The 24,612-nt window shown below is 68.4% G+C and carries 20 protein-coding genes and 1 pseudogene; 13 read left to right on the forward strand and 8 right to left on the reverse strand.

Annotated features, from left to right (window positions below; translation table 11 throughout):
• Window positions 1-17: 17 nt before the first annotated feature.
• Both ACG02S_RS20320 and ACG02S_RS20325 read right to left on the reverse strand, forming a co-directional pair.
• On the reverse strand, window positions 18-794 hold the full coding sequence (locus ACG02S_RS20320) for a substrate-binding periplasmic protein (RefSeq protein WP_394472311.1): 777 nt from the start codon (window positions 792-794) through the stop codon (window positions 18-20).
• Window positions 795-866: 72 nt separating this feature from the next.
• Window positions 867-2,426, reverse strand: coding sequence for a methyl-accepting chemotaxis protein (locus tag ACG02S_RS20325; protein WP_394472312.1), 1,560 nt, complete (start codon window positions 2,424-2,426; stop codon window positions 867-869).
• Between the two features lie 191 nt (window positions 2,427-2,617).
• On the opposite strand from ACG02S_RS20325, the gene ACG02S_RS20330 reads away from it, so the two are divergent.
• From ACG02S_RS20330 to ACG02S_RS20340, 3 genes are all read left to right on the forward strand, one after another.
• On the forward strand, window positions 2,618-3,508 hold the full coding sequence (locus tag ACG02S_RS20330; protein WP_394472313.1) for a 5'-nucleotidase: 891 nt from the start codon (window positions 2,618-2,620) through the stop codon (window positions 3,506-3,508).
• Window positions 3,509-3,590: 82 nt separating this feature from the next.
• Window positions 3,591-6,965, forward strand: a complete 3,375-nt coding sequence (locus ACG02S_RS20335) for a S41 family peptidase (protein ID WP_394472314.1) — start codon at window positions 3,591-3,593, stop codon at window positions 6,963-6,965.
• A 163-nt stretch (window positions 6,966-7,128) separates the two neighbouring features.
• Window positions 7,129-8,736, forward strand: a complete 1,608-nt coding sequence (locus ACG02S_RS20340) for a diguanylate cyclase (RefSeq protein WP_394472315.1) — start codon at window positions 7,129-7,131, stop codon at window positions 8,734-8,736.
• A gap of 74 nt (window positions 8,737-8,810) precedes the next feature.
• Here the strand turns inward: ACG02S_RS20340 and tyrS are convergent, their stop codons facing one another.
• Window positions 8,811-10,037, reverse strand: coding sequence for a tyrosine--tRNA ligase (gene tyrS, locus ACG02S_RS20345; protein WP_394472316.1), 1,227 nt, complete (start codon window positions 10,035-10,037; stop codon window positions 8,811-8,813).
• Between the two features lie 223 nt (window positions 10,038-10,260).
• On the opposite strand from tyrS, the gene ACG02S_RS20350 reads away from it, so the two are divergent.
• Together ACG02S_RS20350 and ACG02S_RS20355 are read left to right on the forward strand one after the other, a co-directional pair.
• Window positions 10,261-11,661: a M23 family metallopeptidase gene (locus ACG02S_RS20350; RefSeq protein ID WP_394472317.1), complete on the forward strand. Its 1,401-nt coding sequence runs from the start codon at window positions 10,261-10,263 to the stop codon at window positions 11,659-11,661.
• Window positions 11,639-12,751, forward strand: a complete 1,113-nt coding sequence (locus ACG02S_RS20355) for an anhydro-N-acetylmuramic acid kinase (RefSeq protein ID WP_394472318.1) — start codon at window positions 11,639-11,641, stop codon at window positions 12,749-12,751. Before ACG02S_RS20350 ends, ACG02S_RS20355 begins: the two co-directional genes overlap by 23 nt.
• 4 nt (window positions 12,752-12,755) lie before the next feature.
• Here ACG02S_RS20355 and erpA read toward each other — a convergent pair whose 3' ends face one another.
• The 3 genes from erpA to rplM form a co-directional block, all read right to left on the reverse strand.
• Window positions 12,756-13,121: an iron-sulfur cluster insertion protein ErpA gene (gene erpA / locus ACG02S_RS20360; protein WP_394472319.1), complete on the reverse strand. Its 366-nt coding sequence runs from the start codon at window positions 13,119-13,121 to the stop codon at window positions 12,756-12,758.
• A 98-nt stretch (window positions 13,122-13,219) separates the two neighbouring features.
• The gene (gene rpsI / locus ACG02S_RS20365; protein WP_394472320.1) at window positions 13,220-13,612 is read right to left on the reverse strand and encodes a 30S ribosomal protein S9; all 393 of its coding nucleotides are present in this window, start codon (window positions 13,610-13,612) and stop codon (window positions 13,220-13,222) included.
• Between the two features lie 9 nt (window positions 13,613-13,621).
• Window positions 13,622-14,050, reverse strand: a complete 429-nt coding sequence (rplM, locus tag ACG02S_RS20370; protein ID WP_056203159.1) for a 50S ribosomal protein L13 — start codon at window positions 14,048-14,050, stop codon at window positions 13,622-13,624.
• A 414-nt stretch (window positions 14,051-14,464) separates the two neighbouring features.
• On the opposite strand from rplM, the gene ACG02S_RS20375 reads away from it, so the two are divergent.
• The 6 genes from ACG02S_RS20375 (at window position 14,465) to cas7c (ending at window position 22,345) form a co-directional block, all read left to right on the forward strand.
• The gene (locus tag ACG02S_RS20375; protein ID WP_394472321.1) at window positions 14,465-15,091 is read left to right on the forward strand and encodes a GNAT family N-acetyltransferase; all 627 of its coding nucleotides are present in this window, start codon (window positions 14,465-14,467) and stop codon (window positions 15,089-15,091) included.
• A 142-nt stretch (window positions 15,092-15,233) separates the two neighbouring features.
• Window positions 15,234-16,121 (forward strand): DUF2726 domain-containing protein, encoded by an 888-nt coding sequence (locus ACG02S_RS20380; RefSeq protein ID WP_394472322.1) that lies wholly within the window; start codon window positions 15,234-15,236, stop codon window positions 16,119-16,121.
• Between the two features lie 513 nt (window positions 16,122-16,634).
• Window positions 16,635-18,959: a CRISPR-associated endonuclease Cas3'' gene (locus ACG02S_RS20385; protein ID WP_394472323.1), complete on the forward strand. Its 2,325-nt coding sequence runs from the start codon at window positions 16,635-16,637 to the stop codon at window positions 18,957-18,959.
• A 44-nt stretch (window positions 18,960-19,003) separates the two neighbouring features.
• Window positions 19,004-19,654 carry a type I-C CRISPR-associated protein Cas5c gene (cas5c, locus tag ACG02S_RS20390; protein WP_394472324.1) on the forward strand — a complete coding sequence of 217 codons (651 nt, stop codon included), beginning with the start codon at window positions 19,004-19,006 and terminating at the stop codon, window positions 19,652-19,654.
• Entirely contained in the window at window positions 19,651-21,420 is a 1,770-nt protein-coding gene (gene cas8c, locus ACG02S_RS20395) for a type I-C CRISPR-associated protein Cas8c/Csd1 (protein WP_394472325.1), read from the forward strand. The genes cas5c and cas8c overlap by 4 nt, the downstream gene beginning before the upstream one ends.
• Before the next feature lie 4 nt (window positions 21,421-21,424).
• Window positions 21,425-22,345, forward strand: a complete 921-nt coding sequence (cas7c, locus tag ACG02S_RS20400; protein ID WP_394472326.1) for a type I-C CRISPR-associated protein Cas7/Csd2 — start codon at window positions 21,425-21,427, stop codon at window positions 22,343-22,345.
• Between the two features lie 36 nt (window positions 22,346-22,381).
• On the opposite strand, the gene ACG02S_RS20405 is transcribed toward cas7c, so the two are convergent.
• Together ACG02S_RS20405 and ACG02S_RS20410 are read right to left on the reverse strand one after the other, a co-directional pair.
• Window positions 22,382-22,684, reverse strand: coding sequence for a type II toxin-antitoxin system RelE/ParE family toxin (locus ACG02S_RS20405; protein WP_394472327.1), 303 nt, complete (start codon window positions 22,682-22,684; stop codon window positions 22,382-22,384).
• A 20-nt stretch (window positions 22,685-22,704) separates the two neighbouring features.
• Window positions 22,705-22,956, reverse strand: coding sequence for an addiction module protein (locus ACG02S_RS20410; RefSeq protein WP_394472328.1), 252 nt, complete (start codon window positions 22,954-22,956; stop codon window positions 22,705-22,707).
• A 63-nt stretch (window positions 22,957-23,019) separates the two neighbouring features.
• Here ACG02S_RS20410 and cas4 point away from each other — a divergent pair, with 63 nt between their 5' ends.
• Together cas4 and cas1c are read left to right on the forward strand one after the other, a co-directional pair.
• Window positions 23,020-23,676 carry a CRISPR-associated protein Cas4 gene (gene cas4 / locus ACG02S_RS20415; protein WP_394472329.1) on the forward strand — a complete coding sequence of 219 codons (657 nt, stop codon included), beginning with the start codon at window positions 23,020-23,022 and terminating at the stop codon, window positions 23,674-23,676.
• Window positions 23,677-23,684: 8 nt separating this feature from the next.
• Window positions 23,685-24,599, forward strand: a pseudogene (gene cas1c, locus ACG02S_RS20420) (type I-C CRISPR-associated endonuclease Cas1c); the annotation flags it as partial.
• Window positions 24,600-24,612 lie beyond the last annotated feature (13 nt).

Below are 24,612 nucleotides of genomic sequence, written 5' to 3' on the forward strand. Positions count from 1 at the left end.
CCAGGCGCGCGGCCGGATCAGGCGCCTTGCGCGCGCACCATCTCGGCGGTCACGCCGACTTCGCGGGCGACCAGCAGATCAACCATCCCATCCTTGTTGAGTTGCTCTGTGGCGGCGTTGAAGCCGGCCAACAAACTTGCACCGCCCTCAAGGGCACGAGGCAGGGCCAAATGGATGGGAGTGGCCCCAAGGACGACCGCTCCCGCCACGATGTTCCCCCCCTTGAACTCACGCAGCTGCAACAGCATGCGCCCTGCCAACTCGGTGACCACCACATGGTCCAGCCGGCCGCGCTGCAGCTTCGCGAAGTTATGAGCGTCTGTCGCCACCTCTTCGCACTGGAACCGACCAAGGCGCCGGGCCGTATCAAACGCTTCGCCGTAGGACCATCCACGGATGACGCCAACCCGCTTGCCGGTCAGGTCCCCCAGGCTGCGAAATGGCGCGCGCCGCGTGTATACCGCGAGTCGCTCGACAAAATAGGGTTGGCTGAACAGCCAGCGTTGCTCGCGCTCAGGCGTGCGGATGACGGCGCCTGCAAGCATCTGGCCCTCATCCACCGCGGCGAGCAGCCGCTTGAAAGGGACTGCGCGTAGCTCACACGGATGCCCCAGGGCCGCAAAGGCCGCCCCCACCAGCGCGGGGTAGATGCCCTGGGCGACACCGGAGCTGACGGTTCGGTACATCGTCGGCGGACTGCCCTCGTCGAAACCGATGGCCACAGAGCGCAAAGCGTGCCCCGTCGACTGACCAGCCAGCAACGCGCACGCCGCAAGACATTGTCTTCGCTTCAACTTTTTGCTCCCGTGCGCCCATCCTAGGCCTTCGCACGGGGCCACGACAGTGACCGTCGATGCGACCGCGCGTTAGCGCAGACGGAAGGTGGACACCACCTCGCTGAGACGGGCAGCCTGGTCCTTCAGGCTTTCGGCTGCGGCGGTGGACTCTTCCACCAGCGCCGCGTTCTGCTGCGTCATCTTGTCCAGGTCGGCCACGGCCACGTTGATCTGGCCGATGCCCTGGCTCTGCTCGTTGGAGGCCGTGCTGATCTCGCCGACGATGTCGGTCACGCGCTGCACGCTCTCGACGATCTCGTTCATCGTGCTGCCGGCGTCGCTGACGAGGCGGGTGCCCGCCTCGACCCTGTCGACGCTGGCGCCGATCAACGTCTTGATCTCGCGCGCGGCCTCGGCCGAGCGCTGGGCCAGCGTGCGCACCTCGCCGGCCACCACGGCGAAGCCGCGGCCCTGCTCACCGGCACGCGCCGCTTCCACAGCGGCGTTCAACGCCAGGATGTTGGTCTGGAACGCGATGCCGTCGATGGTGCCGATGATGTCACCGATCTTCTTGCTCGATGTCTGGATGTCGTTCATCGTGGTGACGACCTGGGCCACCACCTCGCCGCCGCGCCGCGCGACATGCGCAGCGGAAGTGGACAGCTGGTTGGCCTGCGCGGCGGAGTCGGCGCTGTGGCGCACGGTGCTGGTCAACTCCTCCATCGCGCTGGCGGTCTCCTCCAGGTTGGAGGCGGTCTGCTCGGTGCGGGCGCTGAGGTCCATGTTGCCGGTGGCGATCTGGGTGCTGGCGGTGGAGATGTTGTCCACCACGCTGCGCACGTCCTGCAGCGCACGGCGCAGCGCTTCGCGCATCGCGTCGATGGCGTGCAGCAACTGGCCGGTCTCGTCGTTGGGGTAGCTGCGCTGCGGCTCGCCGGTCAGGTCCATGTCGGCAATGGCGCGGGCCGAACGCTCGGCCTCGCGCAGCGGGCCGGTGATGGAGCGCGACAGCAGCACGCTCAGCACGACGCCAACGCCCAGCGCCAGCCCCGTGCACAGCGCCAGCAGCCAGACGGTGCGCGAACGCAGCGCCTCGACCTTGGCGGCCGAGCGATCCAGCTCGGCACGCTGGCTCGCGGTCAGCTCGCCTACCGCGTCCAGATAGCTCTTGGAGGCCGGGTCGAACTTCTCGGCGAACAGCTTGGCCGCCCCTTCGGCATCGCCGGCCTTCTTCGCTTTGCTGACCTCTTCGCGCGAGGCCAGGTAAGCCTTGCGCAGCTCGCCGATGCGGGCGAACAGCTCGCGCTCGGCCGGCGTGTCCAGCGACGCCTCGATCTGCTTTTGCAGCTCGGTGGTCTCCTTGATGGCTGCCGCGGTGGCCGGTGCGAAGTACTCGATCAGCGACGGATCGGTGCTCTTGGCGATGGCGGCGGCGCGCTGCACACCAGAGCTGGTGTTGCGCATCCAGTCGGACGCGGCACGCTCCACCTGCAGGCTGTTCTCCAGCATGTCCTCCATTTCGGCACCCACGGCGCGCAGCTGCCAGACGGCCACGGCACTGCTGAACAGCAGCAGGCCGAGGATGGCGGACAGCACCAGCGCGAGCCGGCGGCCGATGGAGCCCTTGCGGGTGAATGAGGTCGAGGACATGACGGAACTCCCTGGAGCCCTCCGCCGGTGCCGGGGCGAGCCTTGTTGCAAAGCCGTGCATGTTCCCGTGGCCGACTGTTTCGCGACAGTGCCCCTTCCGTGAAAACCCTAGGCATCGCCAAGTGCGTCACGAAAGTCGTCCACCGCGCCACCGAGGCCGGGGATGGTGGGGCAGCCGTCAGAATGCTGGCATGCCCGCCACCCTGTCAGGACAGCTCGTCGTCGCCATCTCCTCACGCGCCCTCTTCGACTTCGAGGCCGAGAACGGTGTCTTCGAGGCCGAGGACGACCACGCCTACATGGCTTTGCAGCAGCGGCTGCTGGACGAGCCAGCCCGGCCCGGCGTCGCGTTCTCGCTGGTGCAGAAGCTGCTCGGTTTCAACGCCGGCGGGCCGCCGCTGGTGGAGGTGGTCGTGCTGTCGCGCAACGACCCCATATCGGGGCTGCGCGTGTTCCGCTCCGCCCGGCATTACGGCCTGCCGATCGAGCGCGGCGTGTTCACGCGCGGCGCGTCGCCATGGCGCTACCTGAAGCCGCTGTCGGCGCAGCTGTTCCTGTCGGCCAACGAGGCCGACGTGCGCCAGGCGCTGGCCGCCGGCGTGGCCGCGGCGCGCGTGATGCCGCACGCGGCGCGAGCCTCGTGCGAGCACCCGGACGAGCTGCGCATCGCCTTCGACGGCGACGCCGTGCTGTTCTCGGACGAAGCGGAACAGGTGTTCCAGCGCGACGGCCTGGCCGCCTTCCAAGCCCACGAAAGCACGCGCGCCCACCAGCCGCTGCCGGCCGGCCCGTTCAAGCCGGTGCTGCAGGCGCTGCACCGCCTGCAGCAGTCGCCCGGGCTGCGCATCCGCACGGCACTGGTCACCGCGCGCAGCGCGCCCGCCCACGAACGTGCCATCCGCACGCTGATGGACTGGCAGATCGGGGTCGATGAGGCGATGTTCCTCGGCGGCCTGGCCAAAGGCGAATTCCTGCGCGAGTTCGAACCCGACTTCTTCTTCGACGATCAGGCGGGTCATGTCGAAAGCGCGGCCGCCCACGTGCCGGCCGGCCAGGTCGCGATGGGCATCGCGGCCCTCTGAGACCGAAGCCCACCGAGCGCGGGGTGTGACCTCTCGCCCGGCCGCTCGCGCGCTTCACAATCGCGCACTTCGAGGAGAACCCATGCCCCGTCTGCCCCTCGCCGCGCTCGCCGCGGCCCTGTGCACGGCCAGCGCCACCAGCGCCTGGGCCGGCACCCAAGGCTTCTACCGCCAGCCCGCGCTGCAGGGCGCGCAGGTCTACTTCGTCGCCGAGGGCGACCTCTGGCGCGCCAGCGCGCAGGGCGGCGACGCGCTGCGGCTGACCACGCACCCCGGCCAGGAGAGCCAGCCCGCCGTGTCGCCCGATGGCCGCTGGGTGGCCTTCACCGGCCAGTACGACGGCGGCACCGAGATCTACCTGATGCCCACGACGGGCGGGCCGCCGAAGCGGCTGACCTGGGAAGGCGGCGGCATGCGCGTGTGGGGCTTCAGCGCCGCCGGCGAGGTCATCTACACCAGCCTGGAGGCGCGCCCCGGCGCCCAGCTGTTCGCGCTGGACGTGCAGACCGGCCAGCGCCGCCAGCTGCCTGTGGGGCAGGCCAGCGACGGCGCGCTGAGCGCCGACTGCAGGACGCTGTACTTCACGCGCAGCGGCCTGCGCAGCGACAACGCGCGCCAGTACCGCGGCGGCGCCATCTCCCGGTTGTGGTCGCTCGATCTGGGCGGCAACGCCGAGGCCAAGCCGTTGCTGGCCGAGGGCAACAACGACCGGCGCGCGATGCCGTATGCGGTCGGCGGCCAGCAGCGCATCGCGTTCCTGTCGGACCGCGACGGCTCGGTCAACCTGTGGAGCGTGGACGCCGGCGGCGGCGACCTGCGCCAGCACACGCAGCACAAGGGCTGGGACATCCGCCACGCAAGCGTCGATGGCACCCGTGTGGTCTACGCGCTCGGCGCTGACCTGTACACCGCGGACCTCGCGCAACCCGGCACACCCGCCAAGCTGGCCATCGCGCTGGGCGGGGACTTCGACCAGACGCGCGAGCGCTGGGTCAAGAAACCGCAGGACTACCTGACCGACACGTCCTTCGCCCCCAGCGGCGAGCGCGTGCTGCTGGCCGCGCGCGGCCACCTGGCCACGCAGGGCGTACAGCAACTGCGCCGCGCCGAGCTGCCGCAGCCGGCCGACGGCCGCTGCCGCAAGGGCGAGTTCAGTGCCGACAGCAAGCACGTGTTCGCCACCTGCGACTTCAGCGGCGAGACCGAGATCTGGCGCTTCGCAGCCAATGGCACCGGCAAGCCGGAGCAGATCACGAACGGCGCGCCCAACGGCAAGGTCACGCAGCGCCGCGACCTGCTGGTGTCGCCCGACGGCCGCTGGCTGGCCCACACCGACAAGGAAGGCCACGTCTGGCTGACCGACCTGAAGACCCGGGCCACCCGCGAGATCGCCCGCGGCACGTACAACGACGCGCCCTTGCTGCAGGGTTTCAGCGCCGACGGCAACGCGCTGGCGTGGACCGTGCCGCTGCGCCACGGCGACCGCAGCCAGCTGCAGCTGCACCAGATCGCCGAGAACCGCACGCACACGCTGACCAGCGACCGCTTCGACGTCGACGGTGCCGCCTTCAGCCCCGATGGCCAGTGGCTGTACTTCGCGTCGGCGCGCAACTTCGTCGCCACCGGCAACCCCAGCCCGTGGGGCGACCGCAACACCGGTCCGTTCTTCGGCTTTCGCAGCAAGCTCTATGCGCTGGCGCTGCAGCCGGGCCTGCGCTCGCCGTTCGCGCCCAAGGACGAGCTGGAGTCGGCCAGCGACAAGAAGGCCGACGAGCAGCGCACCGAAGACCGCAAGGCCATCGCCAAGGACCCGACCGAGAAGCCCGACGACAAGAACGCGAAGGACCCCAAGGACGCCAAGAAGGCCGCTGCGCCCGAGAAGAAGGGCAAGCCGGCCATCGTCTTCGACGGCCTCGCCGCTCGCCTGTACGAGCTGCCCACGCCGGCCGGCAACTACCGCGCGTTGAAGGTCGACGGCAAGCGCCTGTGGTTCATGGACACCGACCTGGATCGCAAGACGCAGCTGAAGTCCATTGCCATCGACAACCAGGGCGGCCCGGCCGAGATCCTGGCCCACGACGTGCGCACCTACGACCTCAGCGCCGACGGCAAGAAGCTGATGCTGGTGCGCAACCAGGGCCAGGGCGCGCCCGAGGTGCTGATCGTCGAGGCCGCGCCCAAGCTGCCCGCCGACCTCGCCAAGCTGCAGGTGCGCTGGAGCGACTGGCAGATCGCCACGCAGCCGCGCGCCGAGTGGCGACAGATGTTTGCCGACGCGTGGCGCATGCACCGCGACCACTTCTACGACAAGGACATGCACGGCGTGGACTGGACCGCCGTGCGGGCCAAGTACGAGCCGCTGGTGGACCGCGTGACCGACCGTTTCGAGCTGGCCGAGCTGATGGCGCAGATGGTGGCCGAGCTGGGCGCGCTGCACAGCCAGGTGGGCCCCGGCGACACGCGAGATGCCGGCGAGGTGCCGGGGCTTGCCGGCCTGGGCGGGCGCTTCTCCAAGGTGGCCGACGGCTGGCGCATCGACGCGATCTATGCGCATGACGCCGAGCTGCCGTCCGAGGCGCCGCCGCTGGCCGCGGCCGGCCTGGGACTGAAGGTGGGCGACGTCATCACGGCCATCAACGGCCGCCCGACGACGCAGGCACCGCACCTCCTGGAACTGCTGCGCGGCCAGGCCGGGCGCCAGGTGCTTCTGGACGTGAAGCAGGCGCGCGGCAAGGCGGTGCAACGCATCGTCACGCCGGTGGCGCAGCTGCGCGAGAACCAGCTGCGCTACAACGACTGGCGCGTCGGCCGCGCCCGCGCAGTGGAGCAGGCGAGCCAGGGACGCATCGGGTATGTGCACCTGCGCGCGATGGGCGCAGCCGACATCGCCGACTTCGTGCGCGAGTTCTACGCCGCCGGCGAGCGTGACGGTCTCATCATCGACGTGCGCTACAACAACGGCGGCAACATCGACAGCTGGATCCTGGAGAAGCTGCTGCGCCGCGCCTGGGCCTTCTGGCAGCCGCGCTCGCCGGCCGGCACCGCAACCTACCCCAACATGCAGAACGCTTGGCGCGGTCACACGGTCGTGTTGATGAACGAGGACACCTACTCGGACGGCGAGACCTTCGCCGAAGGCTTCAAGCGTCTGCAGCTGGGCCCGGTCATCGGCAAGCGGAGTTCGGGCGCGGGCGTGTGGCTGTCCGACGGCAACCGGCTCATCGACAACGGCATCATGCGGGCGGCCGAGTCCGGCCAGCTGGCACCCGACGGCAGCTTCCTGATCGAAGGCATCGGCGTGAAGCCCGACATCGACGTCGACAACCCGCCGCGCGCGACCTTCCTGGGCCAGGATGCGCAGCTGGAGGCGGCCATCGCGACGCTGAAGCAGAGAATCGCCGAGGCGCCCGTGCCGGTGGTGAAGCCGGGCGCTTACCCCCGGCCGGTCAGGCCCTGAACGCGCGCAGCCCTGCGGCGCACCGTGCAGCAATCAACGCTCGAGCGGCCTGCTGCACGGCCGCCGCCGCCGCAAGCCCTGGCGTACCCGTCACCATAGCGGGCGTGACGCCGCCTGAGCAACGCCGCGCGGTGCGCACAGCGACGCCCGAGGAGGGGCACCGGTGACACAGAGCAACGAAGACATCGCGCTGCACCGCGCCCACGAGGCGCTGGAGGTGGGCGAAGTGGAGCAAGCGACCTACCTGGCACGGCAGGTCCTGAAAGCCGCCCAGAGCAGCCGTGACACGCTGGACGAAGGGCGGGCGCTGGCCTGCCTGGCGGATTGCGACCGGCTGCGCTCACAGCTGCGACGCGCGCATCGCAACAGCCTGTCCGCGGTTCACTTGCTGCGGCAAGGGCAGGACCTCGCCGGCGAAGTCATGGCGCTGACGACCCTGTCACACACCGCCGGCAGCCTGGGCCGCCTGGACGAAGCCGTCGAGAGCGCCCGCCTCGCCGTCACGCTGTCGGAGGGATTGCCGCCCTCGCACCTGCAACCGCTGGCCTACAACTACCTGGGCACGGCGCTGCTGTGGAGCCGGGACTTCGCGCGGGCGGAATCCGCCTTCGAACGGTCTGCCGACCTGGTGCATGCCGACGAGCCCACTGCCAGCCCGCTGCAGCCGCTGATGAACCTGGCGCTCCTGGAAGCCGTGCGGCACGCGGCGCTGCGCTTTCAGACCGGCACGACACCGGCCCTCGGCAAGCTGAACGACCGGCTGACAGACTGTGCCGAGATGATCGAGCGCCATGGTGACGAAGGCTTGCTGCCCGGCATGACGGCGACCACGCGCACGCTGCTTCACCTGCTGCAAGGCCTGGCCGCTGCGTGGTCGGGCGACGCTCAGTCCATGGCCGCGGCGCTGATGTGGTGTGATGCCTGGGACGCCAGCCATGGCAGCGTCAGCTGGCTGACCGCCCTGCGGCGCTGGCTGGAGATGGAGGCGGCATGGTGCTGCGGCGATGTGGCCCTGGCGATGGCGCTTGGCCATGAGATGGTGGCCGCCGCGGCGGAAGCGGAGCACGAATCGCTGGCCTGCCTGGGCCATCTGATGGTGGCCACGCTGGCCCGGGTGCAGAGCGACAGCCGCGCGGAGGCCGATGCGCTGCGCCAGCTCCACCAGCGCGAGCAGTCACTGCGCCTCGAAGCCCTGGACAGCCGCGACCGCGCACAGGAATGGCAGCTGCAGGCGCGCGCCTCGGCCGACCAGATCGTGCGCCTCGAATCCCGCTCGCGCATGCTGGAGCAGCTGTCGCTGCAGGACAGTCTCACGCGCATCCCGAACCGGCGCGCGCTGGACCGCCAGCTCGCCGCGCGCCGCGCCGCCGCCAACGGCGACGACGCGCCCGCCTGCATGGCGCTCATCGACGTCAACCGCTTCAAGCACATCAACGACACGTTCTCGCACCCCGTGGGCGACCAGGTGCTACGGATCGTTGCCGACGTGCTGTCCCGTTCGGTGCGCACCAGCGATTTCGTGGCGCGGCTGGCGGGCGACGAGTTCGTCGTGCTGTTCGGCCAGGCGACGCTGCCGCTGGCACAACAGATCTGCCTGCGCATGAAGGAGGCGGTGCGCGACTACGCCTGGCACGCGCTTGCGCCGGGGCTGGAGGTCAGCATCAGCATCGGCGTGGAGCAGGGCCGCCAGGGCGAAACCATGCAGGCGCTGCTGCGCCGCAGCGACGAGCAGATGTACGCCGACAAGCGGCGCGCGCGCACCCCCGCCTGAGCCTCAGGCGCTTGCCGGCGCCGGCACGCCGGTGACCGAGGGCTTCGAGCGTCCGGTGCGCGGCGTGCGACCGGTCAGGCCAGCACCACCCGCGCGAACTTGCGTTTGCCGACCTGCAGCACGTGCTCGCCGGCGTCCAGCTTGACGCCCTTGTCGGAGATCACCTCGCCCGCACGGCGCACGCCACCCTGCTCGACCATGCGCAGGCCCTCGCTGGTGGACGCGACCAGACCGGCTGCCTTCAGCACCTGCGCGATGCCCATGGGTGCGCCGGTCAGCTGCACTTCGGGAATGTCGTCGGGGATGCCGCCCTTGGAACGGTTGATGAAGTCCTGCTCAGCCGCCTCTGCCGCTGCGGCGCTGTGAAAGCGCGCCGTGATCTCCTTGGCCAGTGCGACCTTGGCGTCCTTCGGGTTGCGCCCCCCCTCGATCTCGGCCTTCAGCGCCGCGATGTCAGCCAGGGACTTGAACGACAACAGCTCATACCACTTCCACATCTGCACATCGCTGATCGACAGGATCTTGGCGAACATGCTGTTGGCCGGCTCCGTGATGCCGATGTAGTTGTTCTTGGACTTGGACATCTTTTCGACGCCGTCCAGCCCCTCCAGCAGCGGCATGGTCAGGATGCACTGCGGCTCCTGGCCGTATTCCTGCTGCAGGTGGCGGCCCATCAGCAGGTTGAACTTCTGGTCGGTGCCGCCCAGTTCGAGGTCGGACTTCAGCGCCACCGAGTCGTAGCCCTGCATCAGCGGGTAGAGGAACTCGTGCACCGAGATCGGCGTCTGCGCCGCGAAGCGCTTCGTGAAGTCGTCGCGCTCCATCATGCGTGCCACGGTGTACTTGGCCGCCAGCTGGATCAGGCCGGCCGCGCCCAGCGGCTCGCTCCACTCGGAGTTGTAGCGGATCTCGGTGCGCGCCGGGTCCAGCACCAGCCGGGCCTGCGCGTAGTAGGTCTCGGCGTTGGCCTGGATCTGCTCCTGGGTCAGCGGCGGCCGCGTGGCGTTGCGCCCCGACGGATCGCCGATCAGCGACGTGAAATCACCGATCAGGAAGATGACCTGGTGGCCCAGGTCCTGCAACTGGCGCATCTTGTTCAGCACCACCGTGTGGCCGACGTGGATGTCGGGCGCCGTGGGATCCAGGCCCAGCTTGATGCGCAGCGGCACCCCAGTCGCGGCCGAGCGGGCGAGCTTCTTCGTCCATTCCGCCTCGGGCAGCAGTTCGTCCACGCCGCGGCGCGTGATGGCCAGCGCTTCGAGGACGGCGTCAGTGACGGGAAATTGAGCAGCGTCGGACATGGCACGGCGCGTTCGGCAACAAGACGAACGAAATTGTTAAGTTGTTGATCTGTCGGGGTTAACCGGCATCCAAAGTAGGACAACGCCGTTAGAATTCACCCTTCGAATCGGGGGTGTTGCTTGAACACAACCGAACATGGATTTTAAGGCCGCGCAGCGATGCGGCCTCGCGTGGAACCGGCCTGGCCGGGATTGCCCCAGCGACAACCCCGGGATGCCGAGCGTGACCGAAGTTCAGAAACGTCTCATTCAGCTGCGAACAGCGCTCAACAGCGCCAAGAAGGGTGCAGAAACCTTCGCCGCCAAACATCCTCGGGCGCTGACCGCCTCGGTCGTGGGCACGCTGAGCTGCTTCGCAGTGACCGCTTTCGGCATTGCGCCGAACGCCCCGGACGCCGCCGCCCTGCCCAAGCGCACCATCGTCGAGACGCTGGCCGCACCCGACATCGAGGCTCAGCTCGACGAGCTGTCCGCCTACAGCATCGGCCTGACCCGCTCGGAGGCCACGCGCTCCAGCGACACGCCCGACAGCCTGCTGCGTCGCGCGGGCGCCTTCGACCCGGCCGCCGCAGCCTTCCTGCGCAGCGAGCCCGCCGCGCGCCGCATCTTCCAGGGCCGCGCCGGCCGCCTGGTGCACGTGACGGCCGATTCGAGCGGCAAGGTGCAGAAGATCGTCGCGCGCTTCCCGGCGGAGAAGTCGGAACAGCAAGGCAGTCATTTCACACGCCTGAGCATCGAGCGCGACGGCAGCCAGTTCACGGCCCGCACCGAGACCGTGCCGCTGCAGACGCAGATTGCGCTGGGCAGCGGCAGCATCCGCAGCTCGCTGTTCGCGGCCACCGACGACGCCAAGATTCCCGACAGCATCGCCTCGCAGATGGCCGACATGTTCTCGGGCGACATCGACTTCCACCGCGAGCTGCGCAAGGGCGACCGCTTCAGCGTCGTCTACGAGACGCTCACCGCCGACGGCGAACCCGTCAGCTGGGACGGCGGCGCCGGCCGCCTGCTGGCTGGCGAGTTCACGAACAACGGCAAGACCTATTCGGCGGTCTATTTCAAGGACAGCGCCACCGGCAAGGCCAGCTTCTACGGCTTCGACGGCCAGAGCAAGCGCCGCAGCTTCCTGGCCAGCCCGATGGAGTTCTCGCGCGTCACCAGCGGTTTCGCGATGCGCTTTCACCCCATCCACAAGACCTGGCGCCAGCACAACGGCACCGACTACGGCGCGCCCACCGGCACGGCGGTGCGCACCGTGGGTGACGGGGTCGTCGATATCGCGGGCTGGCAGAACGGCTTCGGCAACGTCGTGCACGTGCGCCACAGCGGCGACCGCACCACGGTCTACGCCCACCTGAGCAAGATCGACGTGAAGAAGGGCCAGCGCATCGAGCAAGGTCAGCGCATCGGCGCAGTGGGTGCCACTGGCTGGGCCACCGGGCCGCATCTGCACTTTGAGTTCCGCGTCGGTGGCCGCCACATGGACCCACGCATCATTGCCAAGGCCTCCGAAGCCGTCACGCTGCCCGGCTACGCCAAGGCGCAGTTCCAGCAGACAGTTGCAAGCATCAAAACCCAGCTGGCCGTCGCGGAAACGATGGATGGCGTCACCGCCGCCGAGTAAGCCGGTGGCGGCCCTGTATATCGGGCTGATGTCGGGCACGTCGCTCGACGGCGTCGATGCCGTGCTCTTCGACGGCCAGGCCGTGCAAGGCCACGTGCACGCCCCCTTCCCTGCCGCGCTGCGCGATGAGTTGCTGGCGCTGAACACCCCGGGCGCCGACGAACTGCACCGCGCCGCACTGGCCGCCAATGGTGTCGCGCGCAGCTACGCCGATGTCACCGCCCAGTTGCTGGAAGCCAGCGGCACACGCCGGGACCAGATCGCCGCGCTGGGCGCCCACGGCCAGACTGTGCGCCACCGCCCAGGCGGATTCGATGGCTACACCACCCAGTTGTTGAACGGCGCCCTGCTGGCGGAGCAGACAGGCATCGACGTCGTCTGCGACTTCCGCAGCCGCGACGTCGCCGCAGGCGGCCAGGGCGCACCGCTGGTGCCGGCCTTCCACCGCGCGGTGTTCGGCGTTGCAGGGCGCGACGTGGCAGTCCTGAACCTCGGCGGCATTGCCAACCTCAGCCTGCTGTTCGCCGACGGCCGCACGGGCGGCTTCGACACCGGCCCGGCCAACTGTCTGCTGGATGGCTGGATTGCCCGCCACCAGGGCCATGCATTCGACGCCGACGGCGCCTGGGCGGCCAGCGGGCAGGTGCTGTCGCCACTGCTGGCGGCGCTGCTGGCCGCACCCTTCTTCGCACTCGCGCCACCCAAGAGCACGGGCCGCGACCTCTTCCACCTCGACTGGCTGGATGCCCAGCTGACACCGGGCTTGGTGCCGGCGGACGTGCAGGCGACCTTGCTGGAGCTGACCGCCCGCAGCGTGGCCGACGCCCTGCAAGCGCAGATGCCTGGCGCCACGACGCTGATCGCCTGTGGCGGCGGCGCCCGCAACGGCCGCCTGATGCAGCGCCTGGCTGAACTGCTGCCCCGCGTCGCCCTCCAGAGCAGCGTGGCGCACGGTCTGCCGGTCGATCAGGTCGAGGCCGCCGCCTTTGCCTGGCTGGCGCAGTGCTTCCAAGAAAAACGGCCGGGCAATCTGCCGGCCGTCACGGGAGCCTCGGGGCTCCGGGTCCTCGGGGCGCTGCACCCCGCCTAGTTTCTTAAACCGAGAAGCTCGATCCGCAACCGCAAGTGGTCGTTGCGTTCGGGTTCTTGATGACGAACTGAGCGCCCTGCAGGTCTTCCTTGTAGTCGATCTCGGCACCCGTCAGGTACTGCAGGCTCATCGAGTCGATCAGCAACGTCACGCCGTTCTTCTGCATCTGCGTGTCGTCTTCGTTGACGGCCTCGTCGAACGTGAAGCCGTACTGGAAGCCGGAGCAGCCACCACCCTGCACGAACACACGCAGCTTCAGGTCCGGGTTGCCTTCTTCGGCCACCAGGTCGCGCACCTTGTCGGCGGCGCTGTCGGTGAAGACCAGGGGCACGGGGATGTCGGTGGGGAGGGTATCAAGCACGGCGCTCATGGCGGGCTCCTGTGAATCTGTCCAGAAACGAATAGATGGATTGTCCGCGCAAAAACAAAAGGCCGCTTCGAGCGGCCTTTTGTGTCCAAGCGCAGAAATTAACGCTTGCTGAACTGCTTGCGGCGACGGGCGCCGTGCAGACCGACCTTCTTACGTTCGACTTCACGCGCGTCACGCGTGACGAAGCCGGCGCGGCTCAGTTCGGGCTTCAGGGTCGCGTCATAGTCGATCAGTGCGCGGGTGATGCCCAGGCGCAGCGCGCCGGCTTGGCCGGACTCGCCACCACCATGCACGTTCACCTTGATGTCGAACGCTTCACCGTTGTTCGTCAGCAGCAGGGGCTGCTTGGCGATCATGATGGAGGTCTGACGACCGAAGTAGACGTCGATGGCCTTGCCGTTGACGATGATCTGGCCCGTGCCCTTCTTCATGAAGACGCGAGCGACCGACGACTTGCGACGGCCCGTACCGTAATTCCAGTTTCCGATCATGGCCGTTCCTTAGATCTCGAGAGCCTTGGGCTGCTGGGCGGTATGCGGATGCGTCGGACCTGCGTAGACCTTCAGCTTCTTCACCATGGCGTAACCGAGCGGGCCCTTGGGCAGCATGCCCTTGACGGCCTTTTCCAGCGCGCGGCCGGGGTGCTTGGCTTGCATGTCCTTGAACTTCGTGGCGTAGATGCCGCCGGGGAAGCCGCTGTGACGGTAGTACACCTTGTCGGTGGCCTTGTTGCCCGTGACACGGAGCTTTTCGGCGTTGACGATGACGATGAAATCACCGGTGTCCACGTGAGGCGTATAAATGGCCTTGTGCTTGCCGCGCAAACGGAGTGCCACTTCGCTGGCAACACGTCCGAGCACCTTGTCGGTGGCGTCAATCACAAACCACTCGTGCGTCACCTCGGCCGGCTTGGCGCTGAAGGTCTTCATGAGTTACTTTCGATTGGCCGGCTCAAAAAAGAACCGGCAATGGGTGGCTGAACTTCGACTGGCCTCGGTGCTGTGTCTGTTGCACAACCTCTCGGCGCAGCGCACCTGCATTGACAGACGTGCGCTTCAGTTTCTTTCCCGCAGCCTTTTGACGGAAAAGCCCGCGAGTGTAGCAGTGACGCCCATGGATTGGAATGCCCCGAGGCGTTAACCTAGCCACAAACCCACCGCGCCATGCCCGTCAAACGACCACCCTCTGCTGCTCCGGCCCCTTCCGACACGGATTGGGACGAGGGACTGTCGCCACTGGGACCCGACCCTCGGCCCGCAAAGCCGCCTGCCCCCGCAGCCTCGAAGCCAGGCCCCCAGCCGCTGGCCGGCGCCCGTGCGGCATGGGAAAGGCTGTCGACCTGGGTGCCCATCCGCTCACTGGCCCGCCGCCACCGCCGCCGCATCGTCGATCACCTGCTCTCGCTGTCCGAGCGAGACCGCTACCTGCGCTTCGGTTATGCCGCGTCGGACGAGCAGATCCGCAAGTACGCCCAAGGCATCGACTTCGCGCGCGACGAGGTGCTGGGCATCTTCAATCGCCGGCTGCAGCTGGTGGCGCTGGCCCATCTGGCGTATGCCCAGCCGCTTCCGGGCCCGTCCCACCGCCGGATGGCGGAATTCGGCGTGTCGGTGCTGGACGAGGCGCGCGGTCACGGCCTGGGGCGGCGCTTGTTCGACACGGCCGCGCTGCATGCGCGCAACCGCGGCATCGACACGATGTTCATCCACGCACTCAGCGAGAACCGCCCGATGCTGCGCATCGCAGCCGCTGCTGGCGCGAGCGTGGAGCGAGATGGCGGCGAGTCGGAAGCCTGGCTGCGCCTGCCGCCGGACACGGTCGGCTCGCAGGTCGAGCAGGCGCTGGAGCGCCACCTGGGAGAGCTGGATTTCCAGTTCAAGCGCCAGGCACGGGTGCTGAGCGACTTCGTCGACAGCGTCGCCGAGGTCAAGTCGCACTTCGACGCCTCGGGTCGCGCCGCCAAGCAGTAGCAGCTGCCGCAACGGCACCCGATCTCTCAGACCCCTCACCCCCGGGGGACTCGGGAATAGCGAGTGATGCCTTGTAACCTGATTACGCTACATTGGCCGCGAAGCGCCGCCGGGTCGGCGACAACGCCGCCGAACTTCCGCAATGGACTTGCCCTACGCCATCTACTGGATTGCCGCGCTCGCCGCCTGCGTGCTGGGCCTGGCCATCGGCCTGGTATGGGCACTGCGGCGCCCGGCGTACGCCAATCGCGGGCTCCCGGGAGAGTGGTCACTCACAGCGCGGCCGGTGTTCTCGACGGATGAACGCCGCATCTTCCGCCTGCTGCGCGAGGCATTGCCGCATCACGTCGTGCTGTCCAAGCTGCCACTGGTGCGCTTCTGCCAGCCCAACGAGGCCAAGGAAGTCCGTTACTGGTTCGACCTGCTGGGCAGCTCGCATGTAACCTTCGCAGTCTGCAGCCCCAACGGCCGCGTGCTGGCTGCCATCGACCTGGAGGGCGAACGCGGCACGACGCCCCGCGGCCTGCAGATCAAGCACGCCGTGCTGTCGGCCTGCCGCGTGCGCTACCTGCGCTGCGCGGCCGACCAGTTGCCCAGCATCGCCGAACTGCAACTGCTGGTGCCGCAAAGCAGCCAGACCCGCGGCCCGCTGCCCGCGCCCGCCGCCACCAGCCCGGCGCGCCGACGTGTCGGCATGTCCAGCAGCATGGGCCTGGGTGACGAGGAAGCCGGCGCCGACTGGGCCCAGTTCTCGCAACCGCTGCCCCTGTGGCAGGACGCAGGTGCCTTCAACCATCACGGCAACGGCCACGCCGACCCCTACGCCGAGCCGGCCAACCTGCACGCGCATCACCCCCAGCGCAGGCCGGTGCTGCAGCCCAAGCAGCCGCGCCACCTGGACACCTCGCGCTACCACCCTCATCACTTGCCCGTGCTGGACGACGCCGATGACGAGGCCATGATGGACGACATCGTCGGCGTGGTCGTCGACGCCCCGCGCTACGCCAACCAGCGGCCTCACCGCAGCTGAAGCCGGCCCGGCGACACGCGCCGGACGCATCACGCGCCCCTGGCCGCAGCTCCGGCGACCTCGACGCCGATGGCCGCATGCTGGAGCTCAATTCCTTCGAGGACCACGTCTGATGCTGCGGCTGGAAGGTTGAGGCGCGGCCGTGGACAAGTTTTCAGCTCGGCGCCCTGGAACGACGCGCAGATGCTGGAAGAGCACGCCCTCGATGCCTCGGTGGCCGCGCCCTCGACGCTGGCCGGTAGCTGCCCGCTGTTCCATCCCCGGGGTTAGCGCTTGGCCGTCACGTCCGTCCAGGGCGGAGCTGGAAGACACCGAGGTGCTGCGCTGGATCGGCCTCTTGCTGGCGCAGGAAGGGGTTCGAGAAACTGAGTCGTTGGCTGGGGAAGCTGCCGACGAACAGTCGGCATTTTCGATGAACAAGGGAAAGCACTGATCAACCCAACCTAACTGGCTCGTCTGGTGAGCCAGCCACCCTCCTAAGCTGGCATGCAAAACAACCTTCGAGGCTCAGGGATGTTGATTGCACACAGCCAGAACGACACAGGTCACTGGCACGGCCTGACGGCGCATCTCGACAAGGTCGCCGCGCTAGCCGCCGAGTTCTCCTCGGCATGGGGCGACACGCTCTGGGCCGGGCTGGCGGGCGCCTGGCATGACCTGGGCAAGGCCCGGCCAGGTTTTCAGCGGCACATCCGCCACAACCCCGACGCCCACATCGAAAGCCGCGTGCCTGGCGCCGAGAAAACACACTCCGCCGCGGGCGCGCTGCACGCGCGAGCGGAGTTCGGGCGCCTGCTCGACGCACGCAGCGCCGATGGCGTGGCTCGCGTGCTGCAGTACCTGATAGCCGGCCACCACGCGGGCCTGGCCGACTGGCAGCCACAAGACGGTCATGGCGGCCTCGCGCCCAGACTGGCTGAAGCAGCGGCGCAAGCCGAGTACGAAGAAGCTTTGCGGGGCCTCGCAGAAGCCGGCGAGACGCTGCAAGCCGCACCCGACAGTGCAAAGCTCTCGGCGGCTGCGCGCGCGCTGCTGGGGCAGCGGGAACCACTGGCCCGGTCGCTGGCGCTTCGCATGCTCTTCTCAGCCCTGGTGGATGCCGACTTCCTAGACACCGAAAAGCACTTCGACGATGCCAAGGCCACGCGCCGCGCCGACTTTCCGCCGCTGAATGAATACGCTGACCAGCTGCAAGCCCATCTGCACGCACTCAGCGAGCGCGTGCAAGTCAGCGGTCAAGCCGGCAGCCCCGTCATGGCCGCGCGTGCCGAGGTGCAGCAAGCCTGCCTGGCCAGCGCCGCCCAGCCGCCCGGTGTCTTCACCCTCACCGTACCCACCGGGGGTGGCAAGACGCTCTCGTCGCTCGCCTTTGCGCTGGAGCATGCACGCCACCACGACCTGCGCCGCGTTGTCTACGCCATCCCCTACACCAGCATCATTGAACAGACCGCCAGCGTGTTGGCCGGCATCTTTGGCGAAGGCCGGGTCATTGAGCATCACAGCCAGGCCGAAGCTGAACCCGGCAACGAAACCACGGCTTCGCGCCTGGCCTGCGAGAACTGGGACTCACCGCTCATCGTCACCACCAACGTGCAGCTGTTTGAGTCGCTCTTCGCCAACCGCACCTCCCGCTGCCGCAAGCTGCACCGGCTGGCTGGCAGCGTCATCGTGTTGGACGAGGCACAAATGCTGCCACCCGAGTTCCTGCAGCCCATCCTCGACGCGCTCAACGTGCTGCTCACCCGCTACCGCATCAGCCTGGTGCTCTGCACCGCGACGCAGCCGGTGCTGACGGACCGCAGCAGCATCGATCCTCGCAGGGCCTTGCGCGGCCTGCCCCAACCCAAACCCATCATTCCAGCGCCAGGGCGCCTATTCGAGCAGTTGCGCCGTACCGAGATCCGGTGGCCTGAAGACCTGAGCACGCCCACTGAGCTGCCCGCGCTCGCCGAACACATCCAGGCCGAGCCCTGCGCACTCGCCATCCTCAACACCCGCAAGGACGCCATCGAACTGGCACGCCTGCTGCCACGCGACAGCACGCTCCACCTTTCTGCTGCGATGTGCGGCGCCCACCGCGCCCAGGTGATCGCCGACATCCGCGCCCGGCTGGCGCGCCGTGCGGCGGGCGCCGACGACACCCTGCATGTCATCAGCACCCAGCTCATCGAAGCCGGCGTGGACGTGGATTTCCCCGTGGTCTGGCGCGCACTGGCCGGCCTGGACTCCATCGCCCAGGCGGCCGGCCGCTGCAACCGCGAGGGCCGGCTTGCCGGCCGCCTGGGCCAGGTGCGCGTTGTCGTGCGGCCCATCCCGCGCACGCTGGCCCAGTTGCGCAGCGCGGCAGAAACCACCGTCAGCCTGCATGCCGAGGGTCTGCCCGATGCGCTCGCGCCAGAGGCCTTCGAGCGCTACTTCAAGCTCTTCTACGCCCGCCAGAAAAGCCACGATGCCTACGGCATCGTCGACCTGCTCAACGAAACCACCGGCCCGATGGAATTCAACTTCCGCAGCGCCGCAGACCAGTTCAAGTTGATAGACGACGAAGACCAAGCCGCGCTGCTGATCCCGCTGCACCGCAAGCTCGACGGCCACGCCCACCTGGAGCCCCTGATCACCCGGCTCGCGCGCGGTGACACCGACCGCTGGTTGCTGCGCAGCGTCCAGCGCTATGTGCTCAACATCCGTCAGCGCCAGCTCGACGAGCTACTCAAGACCCGCGCCGTCACGGCGCTTGCCAGCGGCATCCATCTGCTGAAGGACGACAACCGCTACGACGCCCGATTCGGCTTGCTGACTAGCGATAACCCGCTGGATGCACTGACGCTCGTGCAATAGCCTTCAGCTCAAACGACCTCGATCGTTCCAGCCAGGGAGAACTCATGCCTCAAGCCTTTTGCCTGCACGTCGCGGGTGACTTCGCCTGCTTCACCCGCCCCGAGATGAAAGTCGAACGCGTCAGCTACGACCTCATCACGCCCTCAGCGGCGCGGTCCATCTTCGAGGCCATCTTGTGGAAACCAGCCATGCGATGGCGCGTGCAGCGCATCGAGGTGCTCAAGCCCATCCGCTGGATCAACCTGCGCCGCAACGAGGTAGGCGCGGTCATCTCAACCACCAACGTCCAGCAGGCCATGAACGCCGGCCAGGGCGACCTGGCGCTGTACGTGGAGGACGAGCGCCAGCAGCGCGCCGGGCTCTTTCTGCGTGACGTGGCCTACCGCCTTCACGCCACGCTGGAGGTGCGCAGCGACGAGCCGCGCCAGAAGTACGAGGAGATGTTCCAGCGCCGCTCCAGCAAGGGCCAATGTGTGAACCAGCCCTATCTCGGCTGCCGCGAGTTCGCGGCGGATGTGCGGCTGGTGGACGCCGCCTCCGCGCAGCCCGAGCCCATCGACGAGACGCGCGACCTCGGCTGGATGCTGTATGACCTGGACTTCACCCACGCCACCTCGCCGCAACCGCACTTCTTCCGCGCGCAGATGCAGGGCGGCGTCGTGGAGGTGCCCGCCTTCGAGGAGGCCGCCGCATGATCTTGCAAGCCCTCGCCCAGCTCTACGAGCGCCGCAGCCGCGACCCGAACCCCGCCCGTCGCCTGCCCTCGCCCGGGCTGGAAGACAAGGACATCCCCTTCGTCGTGGAACTGCGTGCTGACGGCCACCCGGTTCAACTGCGCGACACACGCAGCCTCGATGGCAAGAAGCAGCGGGCGCAGGGCTTCTTCGTCCCACAAGGCGTCAAGAAGACCTCTGGCGTCGCCGCGAACCTGCTGTGGGACACGGCCGAGTACACGCTCGGTGTCAGCGCCAAGGGCGACAGCCCGCGTCTGGCGGAGCAGGCGGCGGCGTTCCGCGCTCGGGTGCAGGCCCTGGAGCCGCATGCCGACGGCGACGCCGGCCTGGTCGCACTGCTGGCCTTCCTGGCCGCACCCTCGCTGGACGCGTTGCGTGCTGCGCCGCACTGGGCGGAGATGCTGGAGGTCAACGCGTTGGTCAGCTTCGAGCTGCAAGGCGACGCCGGCCAGTTGATATGCCAGCGCCCCAACGTGCAGGCCGCCATCCAGGCCCAGGCCGCCGCGCAGTCGCCCGGCGAACAGGCCCGGTGTCTGGTGGACGGCGCGTTGCGGCCGGTGGCCCGCCTGCATGGTTCCATCAAGGGCGTGTGGGGCGCGCAGAGTTCGGGCGCCAACATCGTGTCGTTCAACTTGGACGCGTTCAACTCCTACGGCAAGGCGCAAGGCCAGAACGCCCCGGTGGGCGAGGCTGTCATGTTTGCGTACACGACGGCGCTCAACGCGCTGCTGGACCGCGAGTCCCGCAACCGCGTGCAGGTGGGCGACGCCTCCACCGTATTCTGGGCCGATGCGCCCCATCCCTTCGACGGCGAGTTCACGCTGGCCGATCTGTTCGGCGAACCTGACAACCCAGACAAGGCGCGTGACGCCGTGCGCGCGCTCCACGCCGCCGCGCGCTCAGGATCACTGCCCGCCGAGCAGGCCGACACGCGCTTCTTCGTGCTGGGCCTGTCGCCCAATGCCGCGCGCATCAGCATCCGCTTCTGGCTGCCGCAGCTGCGCTTTGCCGAGCTGGCGCCGCGCCTGGTGCAGCACTTCGACGACATCCGCGTGGCGCGTCGTTTTGACAGCGACCCCGAAACGCCTTCACTGTTCCGCCTACTCACCAGCCTCGCCCTGCAGGGCAAGGCCGACAACATCCCGCCGCGACTGGCCGGCGAGTGGATGCGCGCCATTCTCGAAGGCCTGCCGCTGCCGGCCGGCCTGCTCAACGCCGCGGTACAGCGCTGCAAGGCCGAGCAGGACGTGAGCTACCTGCGCGCCTGCGTGTTGAAGGCCTGGCTGAACCGCCACGCCAGCGTCTATTCATCCACGTCACCCACATTCAAGGAGGCCCTCGACATGGACAACCCCGCCCCGGCATACCGGCTCGGCCGGCTCTTCGCCACGCTGGAGCGCATCCAGGAGCAGGCGCAGCCCGGCATCAACGCCACCATCCGCGACCGCTACTACGGGGCGGCCTCCACCACGCCAGTGGCCGTGTTCACAACGCTGCTGCGCTTGAAGAACGCTCATCTGAAGAAGCTCAGCGACGGCTTCACGGGCTACTTCGAGAAGCTGATCGGCGAGATCCTGGCGCCACTCGACCCGATGAACGGCTTTCCGCGCCAGCTCAGCCTGCCCGAGCAAGGCCAGTTCGCCCTCGGCTACTACCACCAGCGCCAGGCCTTCTTCACCAAGACGTCCGACGCCGGCACAAGCACCGACCAACCCCAGGGAGATTGAGACCATGAGCACCCCCAACGCCACGCCCATTTCGGGCCGCCTCGACTTCGTGCTGCTCTTCGACGTGAAGGACGGCAACCCCAACGGCGACCCCGACGCCGGCAACATGCCCCGCATCGACGCCGAGACCGGCCACGGCCTGATGACCGACGTGGCGCTCAAGCGCAAGCTGCGCAACTTCGTGCAGCTCGTAAAGGGCGCCCAGCCGCCCTACGACATCTACATAAAGGAAAAGGCGGTGCTGGAGCAGACACACCGCAAGGCCTACGCGGCGGTGGGCGCCGAGGCCGAATTGGCCGACGATCCGGACGCCAAGGGCAAGAAAAAGCGCAAGGGCAGCGCCGACAGTGTCGACAAGGCTCGCGCCTGGATCTGCCAGAACTTCTTCGACGTGCGCACGTTCGGCGCGGTCATGTCCACCGGCGTCAACTGCGGCCAGGTCCGTGGCCCCGTGCAGCTGACCTTCGCCCGCTCGGCCAACCCCATCGTCGCCAGCGAGCACGCCATCACCCGCATGGCCGTGGCGACGCAGGCAGAGGCGGACAAGCAGGAAGGCGACAACCGCACCATGGGCCGCAAGCACACGGTGCCGTACGGTCTCTACCGCTCGCACGGCTTCGTCTCGGCCTTTCTCGCCAAGCAGACCGGCTTCACGGCCGAAGACCTGGAGCTGCTGATGCAAGGCTTGGAGCAGATGTTCGAGCACGACCGCTCCGCTGCCCGGGGCGAGATGTCCACACGCGGGCTCTTCGTCTTTCAACACGAGAGCGAACTCGGCAATGCCCACTCGCACAGCCTGTTTGATCGCATCGACGTGAAACTCAAGGACGGCGTCACCGCGCCGCGCAACTTTGCCGACTACGAGATCCGTGTGGACGAGACTGACCTACCCAGCGGCGTGAAGCTGCTGCGCCGCATCGGCTGAAGCGTGGCGACCGCGCCGGTCGCCGGCGGCTGCCAGCTACCGCCGCCCCACCCAATACCCGGCCTTGCGCCGCTGATGATGCAAAGCCATCACCACGATGCGCTCGCCATCGGCTTCGATGCGGTAGATGACGGAGTATGGGAAACGGGGCAGCGGCAGCTTGCGGGCGCCAGACGCGTCGACGGAGCCGATCTCGGGGTGCGCTCTCAGCAGCGTGGCCGCGCGATCAAACTGCAGCAGCAGACGATCCGAAATCCTTCGGCCGAAGCGCTCCCGGCACCAGGTCAATGCCTCGTCCAGCTCACGGCTCGCCGCAGGGTGGACGGTCAGCGACTGCATCGCGCCTTGCGCCCCGGCCTTCAGCCCTGGTGTTTGGCTCGCAGTTCGGCCATGACGTCATCCCAGGGGCGGCAATGCACGGCGCCGCTGTCAACCTCCTGCATGCGGCGCCTGATCTCGGCCTCCCACGCTGGGTCAGGCGCGTCACTGCTCTCCACGCTGGCCCAAAGCCGCTCGGCCAGCGCGGCGCGCTCATCGGGGCTGAGCCGCAAGGCGTCGGCTTCGATGCGCTGCAGCGCGGCGACTTCAGTCGGGTCGACAGCGGTGGACATGAGGGCGGCCTCCTTGCTTGGCCGCGAATTTTATCGCTCGCACGGGATCGAGGATTGACTGGCATGACTGAAGAAGAGGACGTCGTCGCCATCCCGCTGTCGGCTCTGCAGCATTGGGCCTACTGCCCGCGCCAGTGCGGGCTGATCCACATTGAGCAGGCCTTCGACGACAACCTGCACACGCTGCGCGGCAACGCGCTGCATGCGCGAGTGGACCAGCCGGGGCTGCAAACCGAACGCGGTCGGCGCGTCGAGCGCGCACTGCCACTGTGGCACGACGACCTGGGGCTGATCGGCAAGGCGGACGCCGTCGAGTTCCTGCCTGACGGCAGCCCTTACCCGGTGGAATACAAGCAGGGCTCGCGCCACAAGTCCGCCGCCATCGCCGCCTGCGACGACCTTCAGCTCGCCGCCCAGGCCTTGTGCCTGGAGGCCATGACCGGCCATGCCGTGCCGGAGGGCGCCATCTTCTACGCCAGCAGCAAGCGCCGACGCGTGGTGCCCGTCACCGACGCGCTGCGCGCCCAGGTGGCCGACACCCGCGCGGCCGTGGCCGCACAGCTCGCGTTGGGCCGGCTGCCGCCACCGCTGACTGGCGAACTGGCTGCGCAGCGCTGCAAGCCCTGCTCGTTGCGGGACCGCTGCCAGCCCGAGGCCGCGAAGTCTGCGGCACTGGCCCAACTGCGTCGCCGGCTCTTCGACCCCGATGACGAAACCTGAAGCCGGCCATGCACCTGCTCAACACCCTCTACCTGACCACGCCCGACACCTATCTGCGCCTGGACAACCAGACGCTGGCCATCGAGCAGAACCAGGAACTCAAGCTGCGCGTGCCGCTGCATCACCTGAACGCGGTGGTGTGCTTCGGCCACATCCAGCTCTCCACGCCACTTATGCACATGCTGGCGCAGCAGGGCATTGCGCTCGTGCTGCTGGATGCGAATGGCCGATTCCAGGCCCGGCTGGAAGGCCCGATGGCCGGCAACGTGCTGCTGCGCCAGGCCCAGCACCGGGCTTGCGGAGATGCCGGCCTGATGCTTGCGCTGGCGCGCAGCTTCGTCGCTGGCAAGATCCGCAACGCCCGCAGCCTGCTGCAACGCGGCGCACGCGAGGCCCGCAACGACGCCGACGCGGACGCGCTCACGCGCCAGGCGCTGAACCTGGCCGCCAGCCTGCGCGCCCTGCCCGGCTGCGGCACGCTGAATGAACTGCGCGGAATTGAGGGCGAAGCCGCACGCACACACTTCGCCGGCCTGAGCCTACTGGTGCGCCCGGACGCCCGCGAGCACTTCAGCATGCGCGACGGCCGCAGCAGGCGCCCGCCGCGTGACCGGCTCAACGCGCTGTTGTCCTTCCTCTACAGCCTGTGGATGAACGACTGCCGCAGCGCGCTCGAAGCCGTCGGGCTCGACCCACAGGTCGGCTTCCTCCACACGCTGCGTCCCGGCCGCGCGGCGCTGGCGCTTGACCTAATGGAGGAGTTCCGCCCGCAGGCTGAGCGCCTGGCGCTGACCCTCATCAACCGCCAGCAGCTGCGGGCCGGCGACTTCGTCGAACGCGAGGGCGGCGCCATCAGCCTGCTGGCCGACGCGCGCAAAGGCGTGCTGGTGGCCTACCAGGAGCGCAAGCAGGACCTGCTGCAACACCCGCTGCTCG

Source organism: Pelomonas dachongensis (assembly GCF_043555865.1).
Taxonomy (GTDB): Bacteria; Pseudomonadota; Gammaproteobacteria; order Burkholderiales; family Burkholderiaceae_C; genus Pelomonas; species Pelomonas dachongensis.